This is a genomic window from Verrucomicrobiaceae bacterium (assembly GCA_016713035.1).
In the GTDB taxonomy this organism is placed as follows: domain Bacteria; phylum Verrucomicrobiota; class Verrucomicrobiia; order Verrucomicrobiales; family Verrucomicrobiaceae; genus Prosthecobacter.
In genome coordinates this window covers 93,813-120,761 of the sequence record JADJPW010000001.1, presented here as the reverse complement: position 1 = coordinate 120,761, position 26,949 = coordinate 93,813, and the positions used below count along the sequence as shown (strand labels likewise).

Annotated in this window: 22 protein-coding genes, 1 tRNA gene and 2 pseudogenes; 15 read left to right on the top strand and 10 right to left on the bottom strand. The window is 59.9% G+C overall.

Annotation, left to right across the window (positions count from 1 at the left end; translation table 11 throughout):
- The first annotated feature begins 9 nt into the window (after positions 1-9).
- From IPK32_00510 to IPK32_00495, 4 genes and pseudogenes are all read left to right on the top strand, one after another.
- Positions 10-1,198 (top strand): annotated as a pseudogene (locus IPK32_00510) (DUF1016 family protein).
- 9 nt (positions 1,199-1,207) lie between these two features.
- Positions 1,208-2,752, top strand: coding sequence for a hypothetical protein (locus IPK32_00505; GenBank protein ID MBK8090504.1), 1,545 nt, complete (start codon positions 1,208-1,210; stop codon positions 2,750-2,752).
- Positions 2,753-2,812: 60 nt separating this feature from the next.
- Positions 2,813-4,042: an exo-alpha-sialidase gene (locus IPK32_00500; protein ID MBK8090503.1), complete on the top strand. Its 1,230-nt coding sequence runs from the start codon at positions 2,813-2,815 to the stop codon at positions 4,040-4,042.
- 10 nt (positions 4,043-4,052) lie between these two features.
- A complete protein-coding gene (locus IPK32_00495; protein ID MBK8090502.1) occupies positions 4,053-6,005 on the top strand; it encodes an FAD-dependent oxidoreductase in 1,953 nt (650 codons plus the stop codon).
- Positions 6,006-6,123: 118 nt separating this feature from the next.
- Here IPK32_00495 and IPK32_00490 read toward each other — a convergent pair whose 3' ends face one another.
- A complete protein-coding gene (locus tag IPK32_00490) occupies positions 6,124-7,023 on the bottom strand; it encodes a hypothetical protein (protein ID MBK8090501.1) in 900 nt (299 codons plus the stop codon).
- Positions 7,024-7,105: 82 nt separating this feature from the next.
- Positions 7,106-8,395, bottom strand: coding sequence for a PQQ-binding-like beta-propeller repeat protein (locus IPK32_00485; GenBank protein MBK8090500.1), 1,290 nt, complete (start codon positions 8,393-8,395; stop codon positions 7,106-7,108).
- 91 nt (positions 8,396-8,486) lie between these two features.
- Between IPK32_00485 and IPK32_00480 the strand changes: the two genes are divergently transcribed.
- The gene (locus IPK32_00480) at positions 8,487-9,101 is read left to right on the top strand and encodes a ribonuclease HII (GenBank protein MBK8090499.1); all 615 of its coding nucleotides are present in this window, start codon (positions 8,487-8,489) and stop codon (positions 9,099-9,101) included.
- A gap of 60 nt (positions 9,102-9,161) precedes the next feature.
- Complete coding sequence (locus tag IPK32_00475; protein MBK8090498.1) at positions 9,162-10,115, top strand: alpha/beta hydrolase; 954 nt, start codon at positions 9,162-9,164, stop codon at positions 10,113-10,115.
- A 33-nt stretch (positions 10,116-10,148) separates the two neighbouring features.
- Here IPK32_00475 and IPK32_00470 read toward each other — a convergent pair whose 3' ends face one another.
- Together IPK32_00470 and IPK32_00465 are read right to left on the bottom strand one after the other, a co-directional pair.
- Positions 10,149-10,985, bottom strand: coding sequence for an aldo/keto reductase (locus IPK32_00470; GenBank protein ID MBK8090497.1), 837 nt, complete (start codon positions 10,983-10,985; stop codon positions 10,149-10,151).
- The gene (locus tag IPK32_00465; GenBank protein ID MBK8090496.1) at positions 10,982-12,097 is read right to left on the bottom strand and encodes an exo-alpha-sialidase; all 1,116 of its coding nucleotides are present in this window, start codon (positions 12,095-12,097) and stop codon (positions 10,982-10,984) included. The genes IPK32_00470 and IPK32_00465 overlap by 4 nt, the downstream gene beginning before the upstream one ends.
- Positions 12,098-12,263: 166 nt before the next feature.
- Between IPK32_00465 and IPK32_00460 the strand changes: the two genes are divergently transcribed.
- Together IPK32_00460 and IPK32_00455 are read left to right on the top strand one after the other, a co-directional pair.
- Positions 12,264-12,491 (top strand): helix-turn-helix transcriptional regulator, encoded by a 228-nt coding sequence (locus IPK32_00460; GenBank protein ID MBK8090495.1) that lies wholly within the window; start codon positions 12,264-12,266, stop codon positions 12,489-12,491.
- Entirely contained in the window at positions 12,488-13,525 is a 1,038-nt protein-coding gene (locus IPK32_00455; GenBank protein MBK8090494.1) for a restriction endonuclease, read from the top strand. The genes IPK32_00460 and IPK32_00455 overlap by 4 nt, the downstream gene beginning before the upstream one ends.
- Here the strand turns inward: IPK32_00455 and IPK32_00450 are convergent.
- The 3 genes from IPK32_00450 to pyk form a co-directional block, all read right to left on the bottom strand.
- On the bottom strand, positions 13,490-14,134 hold the full coding sequence (locus IPK32_00450) for a hypothetical protein (protein MBK8090493.1): 645 nt from the start codon (positions 14,132-14,134) through the stop codon (positions 13,490-13,492). The genes IPK32_00455 and IPK32_00450 overlap by 36 nt on opposite strands.
- Positions 14,079-15,164 carry an N-6 DNA methylase gene (locus tag IPK32_00445; protein ID MBK8090492.1) on the bottom strand — a complete coding sequence of 362 codons (1,086 nt, stop codon included), beginning with the start codon at positions 15,162-15,164 and terminating at the stop codon, positions 14,079-14,081. The genes IPK32_00450 and IPK32_00445 overlap by 56 nt, the downstream gene beginning before the upstream one ends.
- Before the next feature lie 121 nt (positions 15,165-15,285).
- On the bottom strand, positions 15,286-16,695 hold the full coding sequence (pyk, locus tag IPK32_00440) for a pyruvate kinase (protein ID MBK8090491.1): 1,410 nt from the start codon (positions 16,693-16,695) through the stop codon (positions 15,286-15,288).
- A 141-nt stretch (positions 16,696-16,836) separates the two neighbouring features.
- Between pyk and IPK32_00435 the strand changes: the two genes are divergently transcribed.
- From IPK32_00435 to argF, 4 genes and pseudogenes are all read left to right on the top strand, one after another.
- Positions 16,837-17,880 carry a zinc-binding dehydrogenase gene (locus IPK32_00435; GenBank protein ID MBK8090490.1) on the top strand — a complete coding sequence of 348 codons (1,044 nt, stop codon included), beginning with the start codon at positions 16,837-16,839 and terminating at the stop codon, positions 17,878-17,880.
- Positions 17,881-18,095: 215 nt separating this feature from the next.
- Positions 18,096-19,684 (top strand): annotated as a pseudogene (locus tag IPK32_00430) (PhoH family protein).
- Between the two features lie 165 nt (positions 19,685-19,849).
- The gene (locus IPK32_00425; GenBank protein MBK8090489.1) at positions 19,850-20,143 is read left to right on the top strand and encodes an EF-hand domain-containing protein; all 294 of its coding nucleotides are present in this window, start codon (positions 19,850-19,852) and stop codon (positions 20,141-20,143) included.
- Positions 20,144-20,333: 190 nt separating this feature from the next.
- A complete protein-coding gene (gene argF / locus IPK32_00420) occupies positions 20,334-21,239 on the top strand; it encodes an ornithine carbamoyltransferase (GenBank protein MBK8090488.1) in 906 nt (301 codons plus the stop codon).
- A 35-nt stretch (positions 21,240-21,274) separates the two neighbouring features.
- On the opposite strand, the gene trpC is transcribed toward argF, so the two are convergent.
- Both trpC and IPK32_00410 read right to left on the bottom strand, forming a co-directional pair.
- The gene (gene trpC / locus IPK32_00415; GenBank protein ID MBK8090487.1) at positions 21,275-22,066 is read right to left on the bottom strand and encodes an indole-3-glycerol phosphate synthase TrpC; all 792 of its coding nucleotides are present in this window, start codon (positions 22,064-22,066) and stop codon (positions 21,275-21,277) included.
- A gap of 35 nt (positions 22,067-22,101) precedes the next feature.
- Positions 22,102-22,174, bottom strand: a tRNA-Ile gene (locus tag IPK32_00410).
- A 264-nt stretch (positions 22,175-22,438) separates the two neighbouring features.
- Here IPK32_00410 and IPK32_00405 point away from each other — a divergent pair.
- From IPK32_00405 to tsaB, 3 genes are all read left to right on the top strand, one after another.
- Positions 22,439-24,583: a tetratricopeptide repeat protein gene (locus IPK32_00405; protein MBK8090486.1), complete on the top strand. Its 2,145-nt coding sequence runs from the start codon at positions 22,439-22,441 to the stop codon at positions 24,581-24,583.
- Between the two features lie 64 nt (positions 24,584-24,647).
- A complete protein-coding gene (locus tag IPK32_00400; GenBank protein ID MBK8090485.1) occupies positions 24,648-25,229 on the top strand; it encodes a hypothetical protein in 582 nt (193 codons plus the stop codon).
- 11 nt (positions 25,230-25,240) lie between these two features.
- Entirely contained in the window at positions 25,241-25,912 is a 672-nt protein-coding gene (tsaB, locus tag IPK32_00395; protein ID MBK8090484.1) for a tRNA (adenosine(37)-N6)-threonylcarbamoyltransferase complex dimerization subunit type 1 TsaB, read from the top strand.
- Positions 25,913-25,964: 52 nt separating this feature from the next.
- Here the strand turns inward: tsaB and IPK32_00390 are convergent, their stop codons facing one another.
- A complete protein-coding gene (locus IPK32_00390) occupies positions 25,965-26,918 on the bottom strand; it encodes an SAM-dependent methyltransferase (protein ID MBK8090483.1) in 954 nt (317 codons plus the stop codon).
- Between the last annotated feature and the right edge of the window lie 31 nt (positions 26,919-26,949).

Here is a 26,949-nt window from a genome sequence, read left to right as displayed (position 1 = left end):
TTTGAACACATGAAGATCGAATCGATTTCCTACGCCCCGCTGCTCGCGAGCCTGAAGGCCCGTGTGCGTGCCGCACAGGTAAAGGCTGCAGTGTCGGTGAACCGGGAGTTAATTCTGCTCTACTGGCACATTGGGCGGGAGATTCTGCGAGCCCAGAGGGCGGAGGGCTGGGGCGCGAAGGTCGTGGAGCGGCTGGCGAAGGACTTGGCGGCGGAGTTTCCGGAGATGGGCGGGTTTTCACGAGCCAATCTTCTCTTTATGCGTTCCTTTTACGCCGCCTGGGAACCCATCGAGATAGTCCAACACCCTGTTAGTAAATTGAGCAGCGAAATTGTGCCACAGGCGGTGACACAAATGGCGAAGGCAAAAGTGCAACCGCCCGTTGCATCAATTGTCTCACAGCCCGTTAGACAATTTGAAGATTCTCCGCCAGAGCCGCTCATGGGGCTTTCCTGGAGTGCCAATCTGATTCTTCTCCACAAGCTCAAAGACCCCGCCGCACGCCTCTGGTATGCGCGGAAGGCGGTGGAGCATGGGTGGAGCCGGGCGGTGTTGACGGTACAGATCGAGTCGCGGCTGCATGAGCGCAGCGGGAAGGCGATCACGAACTTCGAGCGGACGCTGCCACCCGCGCAGTCGGACATGGCGCGGGAGGTGTTGAAGGATCCCTATACCTTCGACTTCCTCACGCTGGGCGAGGACGCGCACGAGCGCGACTTGGAACGCGGGCTGGTGGAGCATGTGCAGAAGCTGATGCTGGAGATGGGCGCGGGGTTCGCCTTTGTGGGCCGGCAGGTGCCGGTGGAGGTGGGCGACGAGGATTTTTATCTCGACCTGCTGTTCTACCATCTGCGGCTGCGTTGCTTTGTAGTGGTGGATTTGAAGATGAAGCCCTTCGAGCCGGAGTTCGCGGGGGAAGATGAACTTTTACTTGTCCGCCGTGGACGATCAGATGCGCCACGAGAACGACGCGCCGACCATCGGCCTGCTGCTGTGCAAGGACGCGAAGAACAAGCTGAAGGTCGAATATGCGCTGCGCGATGTGAAGAAGCCCATCGGCGTGGCAGAGTGGCAGACGCGGCTGGTGGAATCGCTGCCGAAGAACCTGCGCGGATCGCTGCCGACCATCACGGACATTGAGCGCGAGCTGAATCAGCCTCGCGCGAAGAAGCCTGCGGGCAAGAAATCCAAGTCGTGAGCCTCTAGCATGAAGCACCTCCCTCTCATCCTTCTCATCTCCGCCGCCATGGCACTGTCGGTGTCCGCCGAGCCTCAATCTATCCCATTGAACCGCCCGCCAGCACCGCTGCTGAAAAAGGGCGAGAAACAGCTCTTCGTGGACAGCGTGATGATCCGCGGCAAGCAAGGCGTCACGCGAGTCATCCATCCCGCCAAGAAACTCGAGAAGCCTGTGCTCACTGCTGAGATGCCCTGGGAAGTGAAGATCAAGGATGGTATCATCGACAAGCGGGTGAACATTTATGGAACGGTGCTGCGTGATGCGAAGTCCGGCTCCTTCAGGATGTGGTATGCGGATGCAGGCAGCGTGCTTTACGCCATCTCCGCCGACGGCATTCGCTGGGAGCGGCCCATGCTGAAGGTTGCCGGCGAGAACAATGAAACCGATCTGCATCTGCACAGTCCCAGCATCATTGAGGACAAGTTTGAGACCAATCCCGCGAAGCGCTACAAGGCGGTCGGCAGTGCGGGCCGGGGTGTGGATGACGCCAAGCTGCAACGGCTCAAGGATAAGTTTGAGTTGGTCGATTGGTATCGCGACAAGGATCACCGCCTGTATTACGCGGCTTATTCGGCCGACGGCTGGCGATGGACGATTGAGCCGGAACCGATCCTGCTCGGTTGCGACACCATCACGCTGTCGCAGGATACGGTGACGGGCGAATATCTTGCCTTTCACAAACGCCAGGGGGATCCGCGCGTGGTGGGCATCCGCCATGTGTTCCTTTCGGTCAGCAAGGACATGAAGCACTGGTCTGAGCCGCATCCGGTGCATGTGGCCGATGAGATCGACAACAAGGCCACGCGAAAGCTGAAGGGCGGCACTTACTCGGAATACTACAACCTGTCCGGTTTCGCCTACGCCGGGCATTGGCTGGGCTTTGTCACTCATTTCCGCCGCGTCGAGCCACCGTCTGCGTTGTTCGGCAATGACGAGGTCAACGGCCAGAAACGATCCGCGACGGGAATCATCGATGTCCAGCTCGTCACCAGCAGGGATGGCCGTCATTGGGATCGCTGTTCGGATCGCAGCCCGGTGATCCCGCTGGGGCCGCATGCGTATGATGCGGGGAGCATCTTCGGACTTTGCAACGCCCCCGTCTTCGTCGGCGATGAGATGTGGATGTATTACACCGCTGCGACCACTCCACACGGAGGCCTGGCACCAGAAAAGGAGCAATCCATCGCGCTGGCCAAGTGGCGCGTCGATGGTCTCGCGTCCATGCAGGCCAAGGACAAGCCTGGAAGCATCGAAACCCACGACTTCATCCCGGAAGGAACGCAGCTCTCGGTGAATGCTGATTTCAGAAAAGGCCGCCTCATGGTGGAGGTGCTGGATGCAGATGGCAAAACGATCCCAGGCTTTGAAAAGGAAGCCTGCGTGATCGAAAACCAAGACGCCGTGAAGCTGCCCATACGCTGGAAAAACTCGGCGACACTTCCGACGGGCATTCCCATCCGCCTCCGCTTTCATCTTCAGAATGGAGACATGTTCAGCTACCGGATTGATTGAAGGCAAGGATGTGAAAACCAAACTGCAACCACGACCATGAGATCAAAGCTTCGTTCCAAAATGTGCCGTCTCGTTATGGCTTCATGCCTCGCTTTGATGCCGCTCATGCTCCATGCGCAGGCAAAGCCGCTCGCGCAGGATTACCGCGTGGTGATTCACAATCCGAACCCGGAGTTTTATGTCGAGGGGCCGGGACTGGTGCGATTGAATGATGGCACGCTCGTTGCCGTGGTGCCGGTGGTGCCGCGTGAGGAGTGGAGCAAGGAACGGCGGGCCACGCAGAGCGTGACGCACATCCTGCGCAGCAGCGATGGCGGCCAGACGTGGCTGAAGGCATCCGATTTGCCCTACTACTCCGCCGCGCCGTGGACGCATGGCGGAGCGCTGTATTTGTTCGTGAACAAGGGCGGCACGAAGGTGCGCAATGACGATCTGCTGCTGCTCAAGAGCACCGATGGCGGCAAAACGTGGTCGGAGCCGGTGACTCTCTTCACCGGGCACTTCTGGAACTGCCACACGGGCATGGTGCAGCGCGACAACAAACTCTACTGGGCCACGGACGATCTCGCGCTCGGCAGCAAACGCGGGCCGCGCATCATCGCGGGCGATTTGTCCGGCGAGGTGATGAATCCGAGCGCGTGGCGATTGTCCGAGCCGGTGCCCTTTCCCGGAGTGCCGGAGGCGATGACGAATCCGCAGTATGAAAATCTCAGCAGCCAGTATCTGGAGCCAAACGTGATCGATGTGCGCGGCAGGCTGCGCGTGCTGATGACCGTGAAGCCCAAACGGCAGTCCACCGCGGGCATGTGCGCCGTGCTCGACTTTGAGGACAAGGGCGGCCCGCTCGATTTGAAGTTCACGCAGTTTCATCCCATGCCCGGCGGGCAGTTGAAGTTCTGCGTCATCTGGGACGAGCAGTCGAAGCTGTTTTGGGCCACGGCGAATCTCGTCGTGGATGGCCAGGGCGCGTTCGATTGGTTCCGCGACGGCGAAAAGCGCGGCAACGTGCGCTACGCCAGCGGCCTCGGCGGCAATGACCGCCGCTTTCTGATGCTGCAATACAGCGTCGATGGCCTGAACTGGTTTCAGGCCGGTTGCGTGGCGCAAGCGGGCAAGATCTCACAGTCCTTCATGTATGCGCGCCCCGTGATCGACGGCGACGACCTCGCCATCATCGCCCGCAGCAGCATCCACGCACCGAACCAGCACGATGCGGATCATGCGACATTTCATCGTGTGAAGAATTTTCGCAGCCTCGCGCTGAAGCTCGTGCCGGAGGCTGAGGAGTAACCTGTCCCGCATGAAAACTTTGTTTGCCGTTCTGATGGTTGCTTTTGCCACGTCGGCTCGCGCCGAAAAGGTCGAGGCCGATCTCTGCATCTATGAAGCCACGCCCGGCGGCATCGCGATGGCCGTGCGGGCGGCGAGGGAAGGCTTGTCGGTCGTGCTGGTGAATCACGATGATCATCTTGGCGGCATTCTCTCGAACGGGCTCGGCGTTTGGGATACGTTGTGGGAGGGAAAACGGGCTCCGATCTATGATGAGACACGGCAGGCGATCTTTGATCACTACCGCACGACGTATGGCGAGAAGTCGCCGCAGTATCGCGATGCACTGCCGGGCAAGAGCGGGCACACAAACGGGAAGTTTGAGCCGAAAGTGGCGGAGATGGTTTTGACGGGCTTGGTGAAGAAGGAGCCGCGCATTCGCTTGATCACGAATCGGGTGATCAGCGCGGTGAAGCGTGACGGGGTGTTGATTCGATCTGCGAGCTTCATGAGTCTGTGGGCGAATGTGGAAGCCATCGAGGTCCAGGCCAGGGTCTTTGCGGATTGCAGCTACGAAGGCGATCTCTCGGCGATGGCGAAGGTGCCGTATCGCATCGGACGTGAGGCGCGGAGTGAGTTCAACGAGCCTCATGCGGGCGTGATTTTCATGTCGCCGGTCAAATCGGCACCCACGCCCGAGATGGCTCGGGCTGCGGAGCTGCATCACAGGTTGAAGATGCGGAAGTTCAGCGGCTTTCAGCGGATCAAGCAGCCGGAAAGCACGGGCGAGGCGGATGGGAATGTGCAGGCCTTCAACTACCGCACGATCTTGAGCTCTGAACCCGCGAACCGGCTGCCGGTCGAAAAACCGGCGAATTATGATCCCGAGAAGCTCAAACTGCTGGAGCATGGCTCCATCGTATCGCCGATCCCGAATTCGAAACGCGGCTGGAACCGTCCGCAGCTCGTCGGCATGCAAACCGAGTATGTCGAGGCCGATTGGAACGGGCGGCAGAAGATCATGAATGCGTTTTGGGACACGACGATGGCCCTGCTCTACTTTTTACAGAACGATCCGTCCGTCGATCCGGTACGGCAGAAGTCGTGGCGGGAGTTTGGTCTCGCAAAAGACGAGTTCACCGACAACGGACATCGTCCGCACGAGTTTTATGTGCGCGAGGCACGGCGCATCACGGGGCGATACATCTTCACCCAGCATGACGCGATGCTCGCGGAAGGCCTGGAGCGTGCGCCGATGCATGCGGACAGCATCGGCGTGACGGAGTGGTATCTCGACACGCACGCCTGCACGCCGCGACGCATCGAGGCAGCGCTGGAGGAAGGGAAGATGATGCTCGATGTCGAGACCTTCCCCGGCCAGGTGCCGTATCGCGCCATTCTGCCGCAGAGCGTGGACAATCTCCTCGTGCCGGTGTGCCTGAGCAGCACGCATGTCGCGTGGGGCACGATTCGGCTGGAGCCGACATGGATGAATCTCTGTGAGTCGGCTGGTCATGCCGCCGCGATGGCGGTTCAGCAGCAAATCGCGCCTGCGCAGCTCGATACTGATGTGCTGCTGCGAAAACTGGCCGCGAGTCATGTGATGTTGAGCTTTTTCAACGACGTGGATGTCGCTAGCGATGATCCGCAAGTGGCTGCGGCTCAGTATTTTGCCACGAAGGGCTTTTTTGCCGATTACGATGCACGGTTGGATGACCTACTGGACCCTAGGACGGCTGAAGCCTGGGTTACAGGCCTCGACTATCTGGTCGTGAAGAAACTGAAGCCCGAAATGCTCGCGGCTCGCTTGGCGAAGCTAGATACTAGCGATTTAAAGCCAATGTCGGGTGCTCAATTCATGGCTACACTGAGGCAGACGAAGAGCCTGAAAGCCGACGCCATGGCCGCGTTACGTTTGGCGGGTGACAAGCCCATCACGCGAGGTGAGGCCTTGGCGGCAATGATGCGGTTACTGAGTCGTTAAAGCTTAGCTATCCGACAAGTCGAGTTCGTGGCTTTCCGTATGCAGGACGGAGGCGTATTTCGGCCTGGGTGAGAAGCGGGCTTCTCGTGAGGCTTTCTTTTGAACCTGGGTGAGGGCTTTAATGGAGCTCCAGCAGGGCGTGGCGGTGCTGGGCGGCGGTCATGCCGATGATGCGGGCGAGGATGATCATGCCGAGCAGGGAAACAATGGCTGAGGCGAAGAAGCCGATGAATGGGATGAGCTGGAGGAGCCTGCCGATCACCATGGTGGCGGCGCAGACTTGGATGGAGGCCCAGGCGGCGGGTTTGGTGCGGCTGAAGGCTCCAAAGGCGAAGTGCGGCCACCAGGCACCGAAGCGCTCCTGGAAGACGATCATCATCGCGGCAAAGGGGAAGTAAAAACAGGGCAGGGCGGCTCCGAGTAGCCAGAGCGTGGGCTCTGCTTTGAGATAGGGCCACCAGCTTGTGGCGAGTTCGGAACCGATTTTGATCCAGACGAAGAGGACGATGGCGTGGGTGAGCAAAAAGGTGCTGGAGATGCGCACACCAGGTTTGACGAGCTCATCGACGGATTGACTGAATGCAGGCCAGTCTGGGGGCTCGTCTTTGCCCTCCATGGTGGTCTGGATGATGCGGTAGAAATAGTCACCGGCATAGATGGCGCAGACTACGGCGAGCACGATGCCTGCGATCTGGATGTAGGGGGCGATGCCGAGGAGTGCGGCGAGGATGAGACTGGTGCGCAGGATGTGGGGCTGCCCACGGCGCCAGAGATAGGCTTTGGCCTCGGTGATGAGGGCGTCGCGGCTCAGGACAGGGCGGTCGGCGATGGTTTCATCGATCTGCTGGGCCACCGTCTTCACCACGCTGGACCGAGGCGGTGGCTGCTCGAACTTCGAGATCACGCGCTCTGGGGCCACGGTGGCTGGGGGCGGGAGATGTGGAGCGGGCAGATGAGAGGGCGGCGGCGGAGGGCTGGGCTGGGATGGAGGTGGGAGATTCGGCGGCGGCAGATTCATGCAGAGTGCGGAGTGTAGGGCACGATTCCGCACTGACAACGACGGTGTCTTTGCTTTTTCACAAGTTCAGCCCGTATCGCCGTTACGGGATCGGGGCACCTTTGGCTCCGATGCAGTAGAGGGAGCCTGCGGTGCGGATGAAGAGGCGCTTGTCACCGATGGCGGGGACGGAGTTCACGGCACCGTCGAGGGCACTGACGGCGATCTTTTCGAATTTCGGTCCGGCTTTGATGACGATGAGGTCGCCCTGCTGGCTGGCGCAGAAGATTTTGCCATCAGCGGCGACGGGGCTGCTGAAGAACTTGGCGCTGCCTTTGGTACCTTCGAGACGCTCTTCATAGATGACCTTGCCGGTTTTTTGCTCCACGCAGCGGAGGACGCCGCCATCACCGAGGAGATACATGTGCTCACCGATGACGAGAGGGGAGGGGACGTAGGGGAGGCCTTTGGGGATGTCAAAATTCACGGGCTGGGGCTTGCCGCTTTTCAGATCGAGCGCGGCGATCTCCTTCACGCCGCCGCCTGTGCCGAAGGTGCAGAAATAGAAGTCGTTGCTGAGGACGCCGCTACCGAGGCTGCGCTGGGAGTAGCCAGGATTGTGCTGCCAGTTCATTTTGCCGGTCTGGAGGTCGATGCCCATCACGCCGCTGCCGGTGTCTGCACAGATGATTTCTTTTTTGCCACCGACGGTATGGATGACGGGGGTGGAGAAGGTGTTGAGGCAGTTTGGGAGGTCGAGCTTCCAGGCTTGTTTGCCGGTCTTGGCATCGAGGCCGAGGATGCAGCTTTTCCACTCACGCTGCTCTGGGGCGGTGGTGAGGTCTTTGCCGTTTTTTTCCACATCGAATTCGCTGCGGATGATCATGATGCCGTCCTCGACCAGAGCGGAGACGCCAGTGCCGTGCTCGTGGATGTAGCCGGTGACTTTGGGGTTTTTCCACATCACTTTGCCATTGTGATCGAGTGCCAGGGCCTGGATGTCTGGGCCGCTGCTCCAGTTCACGTAGATGCCGGTGGCATCGACAAAGGGGCTGCTGCTGGCGAAGGTGTTGTAGGTCTTGTGGATGGTGTGCGGGATGAATTCTTCTTCGTGACGCCAGATTTCCTTTCCATCGGTGGCGCTGAGAGCGAGCACGGCACGCTTGGTCGGCGCTGTCTCGGCGGTGACGAAGATTTTATCCTCCCAGAGCACGGGTGAGGACCAGCCTTTGCCGAGAGGTGCCATCCAAAGGGTGGTGCTGTCATCGACGACGCTGGGCAGGCCGGTTGTCTCCACGACGCCACTTCCGTTCGGGCCGCGGAAGCGGTTCCAGTCAGTTTTGGCAAAGGCGGCGGCAGAAAGAAGGAGAAGGACGGTGAGCGTGGGTTTCATTGGAGGGCGGCTACAACGATACACCAGGGAGAAAGTTTTCGCACACTCTGTTCTGGCCTGTGCGGGGCTTTTCGCTTGGATGTCACTGCACATGCCCAGTCTCGAACACGAAATGAAACTCCGCGCCTCCGGTCACGCTCTCGTAGCGGGCATCGACGAGGCTGGGCGGGGGCCTCTGGCGGGGCCTGTCACGGTGGCGGCGGTTATTCTGCCAGCGGATTTCACCCATGCGGTGCTCAATGACTCCAAGCAACTGAGCGAGAAAAAGCGCGAGGCCATTTATGAAGAACTCACCGCTGATCCACGCATCCGCTGGCACTGTGTGGCCATCGAGCCAGAGGAGATCGACCGCATCAATATCCTCCAGGCCACCTGGGAAGGCATGCGACGTGCCGCTCTAGCGCTCGATCCACGGCCTGATGCGGTTTTGATCGATGGACGGCCTGTGAAGGCCTTTCCGCTGCCGCAGGTGGCCTTGGTGAAGGGGGACAGCATCAGCTTCTCCATCGCGGCAGCCAGCATCATCGCCAAAGTGACGCGTGATCGGCTGATGCAGCGCCTGGCGCAGCAGTTCCCGCACTATGGATTTGATGTGCATAAGGGCTACCCCACTCCGGCTCATCTCGCTGCTTTGAGGAAGCACGGCCCATGTCCGCAGCATCGGCGTAGCTTTGCTCCTGTGGCGCAGCTCGAGCTGGATTTATGATCCTGTGAGTCACGCTGGTCGACAGATCGGAGGTGCCCTGTCCGTTGACCATTTTCCACCATGAAACTCATTCTCTCACTCCTCCTGCTGCTCTCCAGCGTGTCTCTCCAGGCACAAGCACCGGCCAAAAAGGCCGCTGCACCGAAGCAACCCGTCGCTGCCAAGAAAAAAGTCTATCCGAAGAATCCGCCGAAGACAGTGGCTGATTTCAAATATGGCCCGCATGAGCGCAACGTGCTGGACTTCTGGCAGGCGAAGTCGGACAAGCCCACTCCGGTGCTCTTCTTCATCCACGGCGGTGGCTGGATGGGCGGGGACAAGGCAGGCATCGCGGTGGAGCCATTTTTGAAGGAGGGCATCTCCGTCGTCTCGATCAATTACCGCTACATCTCGCAAGCGCAGGAGGTGGTGCCGCCGGTCAAAGCCCCGCTGCATGATGCTGCACTGGCGCTACAGACCGTGCGAAGCAAAGCCGGTGAGTGGAATATCGACAAAGTCCGCATCGGTGCCAGCGGAGGCAGCGCGGGGGCTTGCAGCAGTCTGTGGCTGGCCTTTCACCCAGACATGGCTGATCCGAAGAGCAGCGATCCCATCGCCCGTGAGTCCACCCGCCTCTACTGCGCCGCTGTGATGGGACCGCAGACCACGCTCGATCCCCAGCAGATGAAGGAATGGACGCCAAACAGCAAATACGGCGGCCACGCCTTCCTCGTCGGCAAGGAACGCCCCACCTTTGATGCCTTCCTCGCAGCACGGGAGAAAATCCTTCCGTGGATCGCAGAGTACTCGCCCTACGCACTCGTCACCAGTGATGATCCCGCGATTTATATGAGCTTCAATGGCAAGCCCAACCTGGGCAAAGAGGAAAAAGATCCCACCCACACCGCGAACTTCGGTGTGAAGCTCCAGGAGCACTGCAAAGCCAATGGCGTGGCATGTGAGATCTACTACCCAGGTGTAGAAGGTGTCGCTGCCACCTCCGTGGAGTATCTGATCAAGAAGCTGAAAAACTGAGCTTCTTAGCCATTTTTTCCGCCCCGCTCTGGTTCACGCTGGAGCGGGGTTTTTCGTGATGCAGGACAATGCGTCCAAAATGCCCACATCATCGAATCCGCGTGCCGAGATGGCTTGATCGAGATGCGCTGGACTGCGACCACCGATGAGCACGGTCTCGATCCCCGGCTGATGCAGTGCCCAAGCTAGGGCCAGATGTGCCTGCGAGTGCCCTGTGCGCTCTGCGAGCGCTCGGAGCCTAGCCAAGCGCTGAAAGGCTAGCTCATGGAAGTACACGTTTTGATGCCCTGGGATGATCTGAAAGCGTGAACCAGCCGCGACGCCGTTTTGATGCTTCCCCGTGAGGAAACCTGCCCCCAGCGGGCTGTAGGTGACGATGGAGATGCCTGCTCGCTCGCAGTAGGCTTTTAAATCCTCTGCGACATCGCTCACGGCGAGGTTGTGATTATTCTGGATCACGCGGAAGCGTGGCCCGATGGCCTGGAGCTGCTCCAGTGTGAAGTTACTCACGCCCCAGCGGCTCACGGGCAGCGCATCGGCTGCGGCATCGAGCTGTAGCGCAGTTTCATGCCACTGATGGAGGTAGAGCAGGTCGATCTGCTCCACGCCGAGACGCTTCAGGCTCGGAGTGATGTCGATGCGGTCATAAGGCGGCAGAATCTTCGTGGCGATGGTGATGCCCACTGGTCGCCGCGAGGCCAGCCATCTGCCCAGGATCGCCTCTGAAGCACCACCGCCATAAGCCGCAGCCGTATCAAATTGCCGCACCCCACACTCCAAAGCATGGTCTAGCAGGGCAAAGGAGGCTGCCTCATCAATCTCACGCCCAAAGGTGACACAGCCGAGGCCGATTTGCGGTTTTTCGGTCATTTCATCAGCCAATCCAGCGGGATGCTTTGGAATTTCAGTGAGAGTTGCTTCCCCTTCAGCGGAAAGACGTAATAGCTCAGTAGCATGCGATCCTGATGTGGTGTGATGCTGGTGTAGGCAAAAGTCAGCGAAGGATCAGACTCGATGTTCTTGGGGCGGCTCCATGTCTTGCCTTCATCGTGTGAGATCATTGCCGAGAGTGGAGTGCGTGCGCCGCCGTGATTGGTGCCGAGTACGGTTTTCTCTGGGTTTTTCCACTCCACCGTGGGATTGAGCACCAGGAGCCAATCGCCTGTGCCAGGAATACGCGTGATGGTGGTGGGTGACTCAGGCGCTTCGACGATCCATGGCTGTGCCTCCGTCCAGGTATCTCCACCATCGCTGGAGTAGCTGTGCCAAATGTAGCCTGTCTGTGTGCGGATGATCTGCATCACGCGGCCATCTTTCATTTCGATGAGTCCAGGCTCCATCGCACCACGCTTCGGGGCAGAGACCAGCGTCCTGCCGCGTTGCCACGTCCTGCCATCATCATCCGAGCGATACACGACCGTGCGGAAGGGATCACCTTTGGCAAACACCGTGCCGCAGGTCGAGATAGGAGCCAGAAGACGGCCTGATCGAAGCTGGATGATGCGTGCATTATTCATCACATGATAACCGGGCTCTGGAGTGATGAGCGTCGGCTCGCTCCAGCTCTGCGTGTCATCTTTCGATCTGCGCACATAGGCTTTGAGGTCGCTGAGCGAGTTTTTGATCAGGTAGAAGAACAGAACATCCCCGCTGGCGGAGCGGAGGAGACTCACAGACATCACATTGGCTCCTCCATGGTTCTCCTGGATCGTCGTGGGACTACCCCAGGTGCGTCCGCCATCCGTGGACTTCACCGCGACGATGCGTGCGGCAGCATGGTCCTCTGCTCCGCCATAAAACTGCGACCACGCGGCGAAGAGAGTGCCATCCCGCAGCACGATGATGTCGCCCTCCGAATTGCGCGGGTGCTCCGCGCTGGCCTGTGCGATGAAGGACGTGAAAGGCTCCTCCGCAGCACCACTAGGAGCGGCCCAGGTAAGAGCGATGAGCAGGGAAAGGATGATGCGGGCGTCGAGTAGCATGGGAATGCTTCCAGAGGCAATGGAAGCCTATATCTACGCCCCAAATGGAGCTCTTCTGCCATCTTCATCCTTGTTGCCTTCAAATCGCCCATCGAGCTGACGCGGAGCAGATAATGCTACTCAGAGTCGGTCGCCTCATGGTCATCACCAGGACATCCTGTGAGGTATGGCAAAACTTAATCTTCGCCAAATTCTCGCAGACAACGTTCACCGCTACCGCTCCCGTGTTGGCATCTCCCAGGACAACTTTGCTATCGAGTGTGGCGTGCATCGCACCTATGTTGGCCAAGTGGAGCGTTGTGAGCGGAATGTGACTCTGGCCACGCTAGAACTGTTCGCAAAGGCGATGAAGACAGATGTGCCGAACCTGCTCACCAAGGATGGAGTGGCATGAACACGGTGAATCATGCGCAGGCCATCCGTGAGAGTGGATTAAGCATTTTTGATCTGCTCCCCAAAGACTCGACGCTCTATCTGGCGACCCAGGAGCTCGAAAAGCTGCTCGACGCAGGGCTGCGCGGCTTCAATACGGCGGGTTTGCCTCTGCGAACTCGCTCGAAGGTGGTGAAGACCGAGGTTTGCAGGGTGCTGGGCTATCCGGTGCCGAAGTCGTTCCGCAGATGCAAGCCTCACGCTCGCTTTCCTGGGCAAAACTTCGACACCTATGTGCAGGCATCGGATAACCTCCAAATCTGGAATGAGGAGCTAAAGCCGCGACGCCGTTATGTGCTCATCGCAGTGGATGAAAACGGACTCGTCAGTCGGGTAAAGGTCGTCACGGGAGCCATGCTGGCAAAACTCGATACCACTGGGACGCTCACGCAGAAGTATCAGGCCCGGTTTATTCCAGGCACGCAGGCGGCGGAGCTTGTTTCGAGCACCGATTCTGAGCATCTGAAGCCACTGCTGGGCACTTTTTCAAATCGCGAGCCTACCGACGATCCTGAACGCGGAGCCGTGCTACCGATTCGGTCGCTGTTTGAGCGGCTGACTTCGCTTGTTGGCAGCTCTTTTGCCAATGCTGGGCACGACCAGGAGCGGAATCGTGGCGCGGAACTCCATCGGCTGGTATGCAAGGCTCTTGGTTTTGCGAGCTACGCAGACGATGGCCAGTTTCCCGATGTGCGGAACCAATTGCTCGAGGTGAAGTTGCAAGCTTCGCCGACAATTGATCTCGGACTGGTCGAGCCATCCAGCACAGAGCCGCTGGATCTGAATGCTCTACCCGAAGGCACGGTGCGGCATTGCGATGTGCGATATGCCATCTTTGGCGCTTCGATGAAAGACAATCAGGTGCTGATCAACAGCCTCGTTCTCACTACTGGCGAGGCTTTTTTCAGCCGGTTTCCGCGCTTTGAGGGGAAGGTCTTGAACAAGAAGATTCAGATTCCCTTACCGCGTGGCTTTTTCGGCAAGGCCAAAGGCTGACTCGACTAGAGAGTCGATCTGAGCGGCGAGTGCATCCGCTTCGTTTCCGGGTGTCAGCTCATAAATCCGCCGGGCGAGTGCGATGATCTTTTTCGATGTTGGTAGCTCGGGTGATGGCAGCGGAAACTTCTCCACATACTGCGTCATGAAGCGGCGGCGACCGGCATAGAGCTTGTTGTTGAAAGCGTGGTCGTAAAAGTTCTCGATGAAGCGTGAGTTGGCCACCGCGAGTGCCAGCCAGAGCAGATCGCTCTCGGTACGATCTTCCGCTGCTAGCCAGTAGCAATCGCCATTGATGATTTCTCCATCGAGGCTCATCCAGAAGGTGGGACGCTCCGAGATGTCGGGGAAAACGAGCTTTGGCACGGCCCACAACGCGGGAAGCTGCGGAACCCAGATTTCGAACCACTGGCGGCCTGACTCCATCACATAAGTCCGTGCCTCCAAAGTGGCGCGGTGGCTTTCCAGATAGCGCTTCGTGCGCGGATGCTGGTCGAGATCGATCGCGGCCTTTTTGCCAGATCGGTCCTCATGCGTGTAAAGAATCTGCCGGTCAGCGGGCAGCGCTTTGAACCGCCGCGCCACATGGTGCGTGATCAGCGGCCTCAAAACCTCCGGGTCGCATGTCTTCGGGCAATGCCTGCCAGTCCTGTCGAACGAAAACCTTATCCGCAGTGGACTTCACGCCGACGCGAATTTTCCCGATTTCACCGAAAGTGCAGTGCGTGTTCGCCATCACCGTGTCCAGCCAGGCATCACCGCGCTCCGTGGCGATGCGCCAGGTGCCATTGGCAGCAGTGCCGTGATGCAACAAACCGTGCTGGACGAGAAACGTGGTGCCTGACACGCTCACCGAGCCGCTGCCATTTGAGAGTGCCTCAAACACTGTTTCTGCCTGATGGATGGGTTCTTCGCGAGTCGAGTAGATCGTGGTGAAGCGCGGGTTCGAGGAGGCAATGCCGCTGCGTTTCCGCAGGAGCAGCACTGCGGGTAAAACGGCGGCTTCAAATAGCTTGGTGTCGCCAAAGTCCCAGACGTGAAGCACCTCGAAACGCGAAAGGATGCGCTCACGCACCTGCGCACCAGCCTTGGTCGTCATGAAGCGATTGGAGACGATGATCCCGGCCACGCCGCCCTCGCGCAGCACATCAGCGATACCTTCGATAAAGGCGAAACTCAGATCCACCCGTCCACTGAGGTCAAACTGCCGAGCGAGGCGCTGCGAACGCTCCGCGCCCATCACCTGCGTCCGGACATACGGAGGATTCGCGATCACCACATCATAGCAGGCGGGGACTGCAAAGAGCGAGTCAGTCCGGTGCTCCAGTGCGAAATCGAGGAAATCTTGTTGCTGTACTTTGCCGGTTATTTGAGGCAGGTCTTCGCGCAATCGTTTATCGGCATTTGCGACGGCCACTTCATCCAGATCGAAGCCGTTGAGCGTGCAGGCATTTCCGAATGTTCGTCCGAAAGCCAGTAGAAGCTCGCCATCTCCGACAGCAGGGTCAAGGACGAGCGGATTTATTGCTGTGCAAACCGCCGATAGATGCCGCGCCACAAACGCAGCCAGCCCAGCGGGCGTGTAATGCGCCCCCTCTTGCTTCTGGGTCTTCTTGGTGGCTCTGGCGTCCAGTTTCATCCTGGCGAGGCTAACGCTCCATCAACAGCATTCAATGAGCAGCTATGATATTCCTTGCTGGAAAATACCCAGTGTTCACTGATCCGAAGATGGAGCTTTATCTGGCGATGCGGAGAATGTTTTAGGCTTCACGGAGGAGGATGGCATCGACGTTGAGGCCGTCGTAGAGGGCATCGCTGAGGATGACGAGGGGATCACCGGGCTGGATGAGTTTTTCGCGGCGCAGGATGTCGAGGGCACCGTGGATGGTGGTCTCGGGCTGGCCTTCCGTGAAGGACATGACGAAGGGGTGGACGGCACGGGCACTAACGAGGGTGCGGCTGACGTGGAGATGCGGTGTGAAGGCAAAGATGGGGGCGTTTTCCGGGCGCTGGTGAGCGAGTAGGTGAGCCATGACACCACGCAGGGTGAAGACGAGCAGTTTGGAGCCAGGGATGCTGTTGGCGAGGGTGACGGCGGCTTTGACGGTTTTGTGCTTGTTGGTTTTGAGCGGGGCGTCGCTGGCGAAGCGGCCTGCGGGGTATTTTTGCTCGATGCGGCGCACGACGGTGTTGAGCACTTCGACGCATTTGATGGGGTAGCGCCCGACGCTGGTTTCTCCACTGAGCATGACGCAGTCCACTTGCTCGATGACGGCGTTGAAGATGTCGGTGACTTCTGCCCGGGTGGGGACGGGGTTTTCGATCATGCTTTCGAGCATCTGGGTGGCGACGATGACCTTGCGCCCATGGTAGGAGCAGCGCTCGACGATTTGGCGCTGGATGAGGGGCAGGTCTTCGATGGGGCATTCACTGCCGAGGTCGCCACGGGCGATCATGATGCCGCCGCTGGCTTCGACGAGGGCGTCGATGTTTTGCAGAGCTTGTTGGTTTTCGATTTTGGCGATAACGCGGGCTTTGCTTTTCTTTTGGTCAATGAGGAGCTGGAGGTGCTGCACATGGCCGGGCTCACGGGCAAAGCTGAGGGCGAAGTAATCGACTCCTAGCTCCAGACCGAGGTCGAGATCGGTGTAGTCTTTCTGGGTGAGCGGGGGGAGGCGGACGGGGACGCCGGGGAGATTGATATGGCGGCGGGATTTCATCTCGCCCTGGGTGAGGACGGTGCCGGTGACGTGCTGGGGTGTGACCTCGGTGGCTTTGACCTGGATCATGCCGCCATCGAGCATGATGATGTCGCCGACTTTGAGGTCTTTGCCGAGGTCGGGGTAGTTGACGGTGACGGAGTAGGTGGTGCGGGCAGGTGCGTCTGGCTTGCAGCGGAATTCGACGATGTCGCCGGGCTGGAGCTGCCAGGGCTGATCGACGTCGCCCGTGCGGATGCTGGGGCCGGTGAGGTCCATGAGGACGGCGATTTCGCGGCCGCAGGTGGCTGCGGCATCACGGATGCGGGTGTGGACACTGCGGACCCAGTCGTGGGAGGCGTGGCTCATGTTCAGGCGGAAAATGTCTGCGCCTGCGGTGATGAGTGCGGCGATGGTTTCCTGGTTTTCCGTGGCGGGACCGAGGGTGCAGAGGATTTTGGTTTTACGCATGGGGAGGGATGTTTTGTGCTGTGGGCATGGAGCAGGGTAGGGGCCGCTTCAAGGCTACAAATAGCGAAAACGATGCCAGAGTGTCTGGGAGAGCGGATTTGCGTTTGCAGGCGTGGCTGCTGCGACGAGCAATGCGGCTCTATGAAGACCGTGATCGCTGTACAGCCTTATGAACTCGCCCTGATCGACACGCCAGTGCCCGTGCCGGGGCCCTATCAGGCGCTGGTGCGCACGGAGGTGGCCTGTCTGTGCAATCAGACGGATAGTGAGCTGCTCGCGGGCAAATTCCCCGGTATGGAGGAGGCATTTCCTTTTGCGCTGGGGCATGAGAGCGTGGGGGTGGTGACGGCGGTAGGGGAAAAGGTGCGGAATTTCGCCATCGGCGACCGTGTGGTGGGTGGACTGGTGTTTGATCTGCAAAAAGAGGGCGTGGACAGTGGCTGGGGCGGCTTTTGCGAGCAGACGCTGGCGAATGATCACCTAGCGATGGTGGCGGATGGCGTGGCGGATGAGAAAAATGGCTGGATCGAGGTGTTTGAGATCCAGACGCGTGTGGATGCGGACATCCCGGCGGAGGAGGCGGTGCTGCTCTGCACCTGGCGTGAGGTGCTGGGGGCTTTTCGCGATTTTCATCTCCAGCCGGGGGATGATGTGCTGATTTATGGCGCGGGGCCGGTGGGGCTGAGTTTTGTGAAATTGGGCCGACTTTTCGGCTTGGGCTGGATCGGGGTGGTGGATCGGCATGCGGAGAAGCAGGAGCGGGCGCGGGCTTTTGGCGCGGATGCGGTGTTTTCTCCAGGAGATGCCGAAATCGCGAATTTGGCCGCGGCACGAGGCAAAAAGCTCGATGCAGTGATCGATGCGGTGGGGAAGGGGGAGATCGTGATGCAGTCGCTGCCACTGTTGCGGCGTGGGGGCTCGCACTGCGTGTATGGAGTGCTCACGGGCGGTCCGCTGCATATCGACCGCAAGCTGGCGGATTTTAATTTTAACCTGTTCGTGCACCAGTGGCCGACGCGGCGCTATGAGCGTGAAGCGCAGCCGCAGCTCTGTGAGTGGATTCGCACGGGGAAGCTCAGCTCGCGGGATTTTATCACGCATCGGTTCCCGCTGGAGCAGATCGCGGCGGCATTCGAGGCCGTGCGGGGCCGGAAGGTGGTGAAGGCGCTGATCGAGTATGCTTGAGGGCCGTGTATTGTGAACAAACTGCCATCTTGTGAATAAAATCTTGCCAGTTGGTGGGCTTTCTGACACGCTCTGGGTATTACCGTGATTTACATAAACGATCACATTCCGGGCGCGGCACGCTGGAGCAGGCTCCAGCGCAGGAGAGGAGGCGCTGGAAGACTTTTTCATCTGCTCCATCGAACACCGATGGGCCAACTCTTTTCCATAACACCATGGACCGCGACGACCACCCCGCCACAGTAGCTCCCACGCTCATTGATTCCCGTTTTGGCAGCGACTCCGGTCCTACTGCCTCCACTGCCCCCTCACTCACCGTGCCATCTCCTCAAAGTCCCCGCCGTCGTCGCTCTACTCCCTCGTCTGCCACCGCCGTCAAAACCTTCGTCCTCGATACGAATGTGCTGCTGCATGACCCGGCCTCCATGCACCGCTTTGAGGAGCACCATGTCTGTGTGCCCGTCGATGTACTGGGCGAGCTGGACCGCTTTAAGAACGAGATGACCGAGCGCGGGGCGAACGCCCGTGAGGTGCACCGCTCGCTGATGAAGGCCTTTCCTGCTGGTGCTGCGGTGATCCAGGGTGTGCCCACGCCTGGGGGCGGCAGCATCCGCCTCGTCGCCTACGATTCTGCCGAAGGCGCTGGGATGGAGGATGTGCGGGCTTTTGAGCGCATCTTCCATGATATGGAAAAGACGGATCACCGCATCCTCGCCTGCGCACTCTGGCTGCGTGAGAAGCTGCGCCGTGAAAATACCCGCGAGCCCGTCATCCTCGTGAGCAAGGATCTGAACATGCAACTGAAGGCCCGTGCCGTGGGCATCGAGTGCGAGGATTACCTGCATGACAAAGTCGCCCCGCGTGAGGTCTCGAACATGGAAATAGCCAGGATCGAGATCACTCAGCATGAGCTCCAGCGCTATGCGAGCAGCGGCAGGCTCACACTAGATGCGGCTCGCAGCGCCGGACTGGCGGTGAATGATTACGCCCTCCTCAGCGCAGGGGAAAAGGCCACCATGCCCGCACGATTGAGCAAGGAGGGTGACTTCGTCCGTCTGAATACGCCCGAGGCCATCAAAGTAGGGCAGGGTAGGGCCATCAAGCCGATGAACCTGGGCCAAGTCTGCTTCCTCGATGCGCTGCTGGACCCCGAGATCTCGCTCGTCACCTGCTTTGGCCAAGCAGGCACGGGGAAAACGCTGCTAGCCGTCGCTGCAGCACTCCAGCAGGTCTTTGGCCGCACCTACCAGGGCCTCACGGTCAGCCGCCCCATCGTGGCGATGGGCCAGACGGTGGGATTCCTGCCCGGCTCGCTCCAGGAAAAGATGCGCCCCTGGCTCCAGCCCGTGTATGACGCCCTCGATTTCCTCATGCGGCCCGTCGAAAGCGCCCAGGGCCCCGCACGGAAGAAAAACCGCTTCCTGCCAGACCCCACGCGTGCTCCATCAGGCGGCGGTGCCTACCCGCCGCTCCGTATGATCCGCTCATTCAGCAGGGAGTCATCGAGATCGAGGCGCTGTGCTACATCCGTGGACGCAGCATCCCAGACCGCTTCTTCATCCTCGATGAGGCGCAGCAGCTCACTCCGCTGGAGGCCAAGACCATCGTTACCCGCATGTCGCGTGGGTCCAAGCTCGTCCTCGTCGGAGATCCCGCTCAGATCGACAATCCCTACGTGGACAGCCGCAGCAATGGGCTCGTTTACACCCGGCAGCGCATGCGGGGGCAGCCATTTGCCGCCCACATCCCACTGGTGAAGGGGGAGCGCAGCCCGCTGGCAGAGGCCGCAGCCCGTCTCTTGTAAAAGCGCTGTGCTCTGGAAATTCAGCCCATTTGAAGCCAGCACAAAAAAAGGTCGTACTTTTTTTGAAACGGAAAAGGGGTCCTCTCGTTAAAGCCCACAAGCGCAAGGCTTGGACACTCCACCCCCAGCGCTCCAAACCCAAACAAAGACAACAGACACATCCACATGAAAGTCATTACCTCCATCCTCACCCTCCTCGCCATCGCCGCCACTGTGAACGCCGCAGAAGGCGACAAGAAGCCAGAGGGTGCCAAGAAGAAGGCCGATCCTGAGGCCATGTTCAAGAAGCTCGACAGCAACAGCGACGGCTCCATCTCCAAAGAAGAGTGGGCTGCCTCCCCCCAGGCTAAGAAAGACGCAGCCAAAGCTGACAAAATGTTCGCTGGCAAAGACAAAGACAAAGACGGCAAGATCACCAAAGAAGAGTTCACCGCCGCTCCCAAGAAGAAGGCCAAGTAATTTAGGCCGCTGAGTCACCTCAGCATCCTACGAGCCGCGTCTGCTACCGCAGACGCGGCTTTTTCGTCTTTCCAGGCCGTCTCGCCCAAAAACGGCCCCGAGCAGATTTTGGCCGCAGCCCTCATTCGGCGTTCGCACAATAGGGAATCGTCATTTAGGGTGCGGTTTCCCCTTTTTCCGCCCCCTGACTATGAAGCACCTCCTTTCCATCGAAGAACTGAGCAAGGCCCAGATCGAAAAAATCGTCGAGCTAGCCATCAGGCTCAAAAAGGACCGCAAAGCCTCCCCGCAGGTCCTCGCTGGTCAGCAATGGGCTCTGATCTTCACCAAGTCATCCACGCGGACGCGTGTGAGCTTTGAGGTCGGTATTCGCGAGCTCGGTGGGCAGGTCATGTTCCTCTCTGGGGCAGAGATCCAGCTCGGACGCGGTGAGCCCATCAAAGACACTGCACGCGTGCTCGGACGCATGATCCACGGTGCCGTCATCCGCACCTTTGCGCAGCAGGATGTCGTCGATTTTGCCAAATACAGCGGCATCCCCACCATCAATGCCCTGACCGACGACGAGCACCCCTGCCAGATCCTCGCGGATCTCCAGACCATGCGCGAGCGGCTCGGCGGCTGGGCTGGCAAACGGGTGTGCTTTTTGGGCGATGGAGACTGCAATGTCGCACGCTCATGGATCTGGGCCTCCGTGCGGCTCGGCTTTGAGCTCGTGATCGGTGCCCCCAAGGCATTCCAGCCGCAGGAAAGCTTCATGCAGGCCGTGCCCTCCGGCACCATCCGCATCGTCGATGATCCCATCGAGGCGGTAAAGGGCTGCGACGTGCTCTACACCGATGTGTGGGTCAGCATGGGCAAAGAAGCAGAAAGTGCCGACCGCATCGAAACCCTGAAGCCCTGGCAAATCAATGATGCCCTCCTCAGTCATGCAAAACCCAGCGCCATCGTCATGCACTGCCTGCCGGCCTATCGTGGCAAGGAAATCACCGATGAAGTCATGGAATCCCATGCCGCTGTGATCTTCGATCAGGCAGAAAACCGCCTGCATGCGCAGAAAGCCGTGCTCGTCGAGCTCCACACCCCGCTAGGCTGAAGCAAAAAGCGGTCAGCGTCACTCCCTCGCCACGGTTATTCACGCATCGGACGTGGCGCACGTAGCGCGGGCAGGTCGATCATCACATTGGCACTACGCATCAGGGTCTCTCCGACCAACAGGGCATCGGCACCTGCCTCAGCTAGGCGGGCGGCGTCTTGGGGCGTTTTGATCCCGCTTTCCGCCACCAGGATGATGTCATCAGGCACCTCCTCAGCGAGCTGCTCGGTGGTGCCTAGATCCACGGTGAAGCTCTTCAAATTGCGGTTATTCACTCCGATGATCCGTGCATCTGTGGCTAGCGCACGCTCCAGCTCCGGCAGGTCATGCACCTCCACCAGCGCATCGAGTTGGAAGGTGTGCGCCACCTCCAGCAGGTGCTCCAGAGTCGGCTGATCGAGTGCCGCGACGATGAGTAGGATCGCATCTGCCCCCGCGACCACCGCTTCAAATATCTGCGCCTCATGGATGATGAAGTCCTTCCGCAAGCAAGGGATGTCGAGCTGCTGGCGGATGAGAGAGAGGTAATCCAGACGGCCTTGGAAGAACTTTTCATCCGTCAGCACGGAGATGGCACTGGCACCCGCCTTTTCATAGCCACGGGCGATGGTGAGCGGATCAAAATCAGCCGAGATCGTGCCCGCAGAGGGTGACGCACGCTTCACCTCAGCGATCATCGCCAGGCGGGTCGTATCTGCTCGGAGTGCATCATAAAAAGAGCGCACGTCATCGCGTGTCGCGGCAGCGGCGCGGAGCTTTTCGGCCCGGGGGAGGAGCTTTTGTATTTCGAGATGCTTTTGGGCGATGATTTCGTCCAGTTTGTTCATGGGTAACGGAAAATGGCGGCTTCCTAGGCAGCGGGTGCTCCCGCCGGGATTCGAACCCAGAACCAAGGGATTATGAGTCCCCTGCTCTAACCGTTGAGCTACAGGAGCATGCGCCCGGCATGCGAAGCCCCCGATCATGCCGAGTCTCCCCCCCTGGGTCAAGGAATTCAAAGCCCACTGCCACGCGAAGCGCTTCCTCCGTCCGCTCCCGCATTTCACGCACCATTCCATATCCAAGTCTCGGATCAGGAGTCCGCGTCAGCGTAGGACGAACCCAGAACCGCCACAAAAGACCTTACGCCAAGACCATTGCCAAAAAGGGCCAAAGGCGATAGGATCACGCCCCCCGTCCCGAAAAAAACGCCCATTCCCATGAATCGACTGCTTTCTGCCATCCTGCTGGCCCTCACCTGCCTGCTCGTCGCGTCCCCTCTCGGGGCGCAGGGCACTGGCGAGGCATCGGATCTCTACTACAATGGCTTTGTCACCTTCAATGAGGCCGCACGCATCGAAAAGACCGGTGACAATGAAACCGCCCTCACCAAGTACAAAGAAGCCGCCACCATCTTTGAGCGCATCGCCCGTGATTTCCCCACCTACGAGGTGGAAATGCGTACCAGCCGCCAGCGTGCCGTCGCCAATGCCATCGGTCGTCTCGAAGGCACCCTCAGCAAAGCCGCCGCTGCCGCCGAACAGTTGAAAAATGCCACCGATGCCATGCCTGCCCCTGCCACCCCGCCCGCAGGCGGGCTCGGCTCTTTCCTCTCTCCCACTGGGCCCACGGCGACCGTTGGTGAGCTACCCACCATCGAAGGCCTCCTACGCGATTGGGAGTCCAAAATGCGCGGACGCATCCTCCAGCTCGATGCTGACAAAAAGCAGCTCGAAGTCGATCTCCACAAATGGGGCGTCTGGCACGACTGGGCCGCAGGTGAGATGAACCGCGTCAACGAGCTCAATACCGGCCTGGTCAAAAAATCGGGCGCTTTGGAGCAAGCCATCGTCGGTATGCAAGCAGAGGTCGATGCAGGCCGCGCCGCCTCCACCCAGCTCGATGGCCTCAAGCAGCAAAAAGCCCTCGTCGATGCCGAACTGGCCAAAATAGCCCCCAGACTCGCCGCTGCCGAAAAAAGTGCCTCTGAGGCCACCGCCAAGCTCGCCGCCGCCACCTCCTCCATGAAAGCCATGGAAGCAGACAAAGCCAAAATCGACGCTGAACACGACCAACTCATCAAAGACCGCGACAAAGCCGCTCAAGACCGCGATGCCGCCCTCAAGCAACGCGACATCGCCATGAAGGAGCGTGACGCCGCTGCCGCCAAATCCCTCGGCCTCACCGCCGAAGTCGAGCAGATCAAAAAACGCACCGCCTCCGGTGAAATGCAGAAACTCATCGCCGAAAACGAGCGCCTCCGTGGCGAGCTCGCAGATGCCCAGAAGCAGGTCGCCACGCTCAAATCCGATGTCACCCGCAAAGACGAAGAAATCACCAAGCTGCGCGGTGAAATCACCACCCTCCAGGGCCAGCTCACCACCCTGCGCCAGGAGAGCGCCACCTACCAGACCCAAGTCGCAGACCTCACCCGCCAGCTCAAAGAGCTCAAAGACTCACCCGGCAGCGCTGCCATGGCCGCCGCCGGCTCAGACTCCATCGAGCTCGTCACCAAAGAGAATGAAATGCTCCGCAACATCATCATGCGCCAGCTCCGCATCCAGAACCGCCAGCAGCAGGCCAAAGACCTCATCATCGCCGAGCTATCCAAGATGCAGAATGCCTCCGGCGATCTGCTCAAGCAGGTCGAAGAACTCAAAAGCTCCCGCATGACCCTCAGTCCCGAGGAAGAAAAACTCTTCAAAGACCCCGCCGCCCGCGAGCTCATCTCTGGCTCCGGCGTCCAGGCCACCCTCATCGCCGCCAGCGCAGAAAAACCCAAACCCGGCTCCGTCGATGCCCTCCTCCTCCGTGGTGGAGAAGCCTTCAGCACCAAAGACTTCTCCAAAGCCGCCGAATACTACACCGAGGCCCTCCGCGCCGAGCCCAAGAACATCAACGCCCTCATCGGGCTCGGCATGACTCAGCAACGCGTCGGCAAATACGCCGACTCCGAGGCCGCCCTTCAAAAAGCCCTCGCCTACGAGCCCGACAACGACTCTGCCGCCTACGCCATGGGCGTCACCCATTTCAAACAGGAGCGCTGGAAGGAAAGCATGACCTTCTTTGAAAAAAGCCTCGAAAAACAGCCCCAGAACGCCAGCGCACGCCACTACCTCGGCATCATCGCCACCAAGCTCAGCCTCATGGAGCGTGCCGAGCGTGAGTTCAAGACTACCCTCGCCATCGACCCCAACCACGGCGAAGCCCACTTCAACCTCGCCGTCCTCTACGCCACCTGGGATCCCCCGCAGTGGGACAAAGCCCGCGAATCCTACGACGCCGCCATCAAAAAAGGCGTCAAGCCCGACGCCAGCCTCGAAAAACTCCTCGATGGCGGTAAGAAAGTCTCCGTATTACGTTGAAAGCCGGGGCGCTGCCTTTAGTCCCCTATTCCTTGTCCTTGGTTCGTTGCTCCGTGTCCATCTCATGACTCGCTACTTCCTCTTTCTCGCCCTGACCTCGTGCAGCTTCGCCGTGGACTTCAAAAAGGACATCCAGCCCATCCTGGAGAAAAACTGCTACGAATGCCACAGCGAGAAAACCGGCAAACGCAAAGGGGGCTTCGTCTTTGATGACCTCAATACCTTCAAACTCGACATCGCCGACAACGACGTCGCCCAGATCCGGCCCGGAAAGCCCTCCGAGAGCCATTTCTTCGAAGTCATCTCCAATCCCAGTCACGAGCGCCACATGCCGCCCAAAGATGATCTCTCCTCCTCAGAGATCAAAAAAATCTCCGATTGGATCACTGAAGGGGCCAGCTTCGACAAAGAAGGCACCAAGCCCCTCGTCGCCGCCACCACGACCTCCGCTCCCGCCAAAAAAGACCTCCCACCCATCATGAGCTGGACCAATCTCGAAGGGAAAACCATCCGTGCCGGATTCGTGCGTCTCGATGGTGCCAGCGTCGTCTTGCGCATGCCTGCCAATGGCCAAGAAGTTGCCTACCCACTCGCCAAGCTCAACGAAGCCAGCCAGCAGCAGGCCAAAGAAGCCGGAGCGCCCTGAGCACGACGACGATGATGATGAGCCACGCCTCGCCCCCCGTCCTCCTCGCGCTCGATCTCTCCACCGCGCACGGCAGTATCGCCGTCGTCAACGGGGCAGGGGACCAGCTCTTTGAGGCCACCTTTCAGTCCGAGCGCTCGCACAATGCCCAGGTCTTCGCCCCACTGCGCCAGGCCCTCACGGCCGCAGGCACCGCCCTCAGCCACATCGTTATCGGCATCGGCCCTGGCTCCTACACCGGCGTACGCATCGCCATCGCCGCCGCACAGGGCATCGCCCTCTCGCGTGGCATCCCCTGCATCGGTTGGTCCTCCCTCACCGCTCCACACTTTCCTCCACCGCAAGACTACCACATCCTCGGCGATGCACGGCGGCAGAGCTACTACCTCGCCCGCGTGCAAAACGGGCGGTTACAGCCCGGCATCGAAACCCTCAGTGCTGATGCCGCCCGCGCCCGTGTCCTGGCCGCTCCCCAGGCCACCTGGCTCACCTTTGATGCCAAAATCCCGCTCGATCTACCCTGCATCCAACTCGCACGCCCAGACGCTGCCCAGCTCGCACGCAACATCCTCGCCCTCACGGAAAATGAGCGCCAGCACCTCAGCACCGCGCCACTGCTGCCACATTATCTCGCAGAGGCCTTCATCACCATCGCCAAAAAGCCGATTCCCCGAGGCCCCTGAAATGCTTTCGTGGTCTCGTCTGCCAAAACGATGAGAATAGGGCAGGGCGGCCTTACGCACACTCCAGCAGCAGGCAGCGGAAAGAGCGCCCCATCAGCGCAGGATGCGTGAGCGACTGAAACTGCCGCAGCGTCGCCGCATCCATCCTGCGGCCCTCTTGCTCCCGTAGCCACGGCGCGGCTAACCGCGTCAAAAAACGGCCTTGCAGATCATAATCCGCCACCCGCAGTCCCAGTGCCTGCGCCTCCTCGATCAAGCGGGTGAAATGCACATGCGCCGTCAAATCGCAGCGCCCAAGATTCTCCAGCACCCGCTCATCCGTCTGATGTGCATGGTAGCGCCGCAGCGTGCCCGCTGGTCGCAGCGCGATCTCCTCCGCATCCAGTCCATAATCAGCGATCAAGATGCCTCCCGCCGGCCGCACCGCAGCCAGTGCTCGCAGCCAGCGCAGTGCCTCCAGAGAGACTTCCACCGTATGTCCCTCCTCCACATCCTGCGGCAGCCGCGCCACCTCCGCCGCCAGCTCAGCCTCCACCACGGGGCATGGCACCCACTCCAGCGCCTCATTCACCTGTAGCTCCAGCCACTCCCCGGCCACCCAGCGCAGCACATGCACCGGAAAAGCATCTGGCAGCTCATTCGATAGCAAAAACGACGCCTGCGGCACCTGCGAAAGCCCATCCAGCCACCGCACCCGCTCCCCCAACCGCTTTCGCTGCACCTCCCGGTAGCGCGGATTCGGCTCCACGATCCCATAGCACGCCCCAGGGATGTCCAGCGCCGCCAGAATATCCTCCGCCAACTGTCCATCATGCGCCCCCTGCTCCACCAGCATAAAATCCGCTGGCCTCCCGCAGCGCTCCCACCGCTGCCGCGCCAGCATAGCCAACAAACGCCCAAACAACGGCCCCGTGCTCACACTGGTAAAAAAATCCCCCCCACGCCCGATGCGTGGCGGCCCCGCCCCATAATAACCCTCCTGCTGATCATACAGCGCCAGCTCCATCACCCGAGCAAACGACAACCTGCCGCCCGGA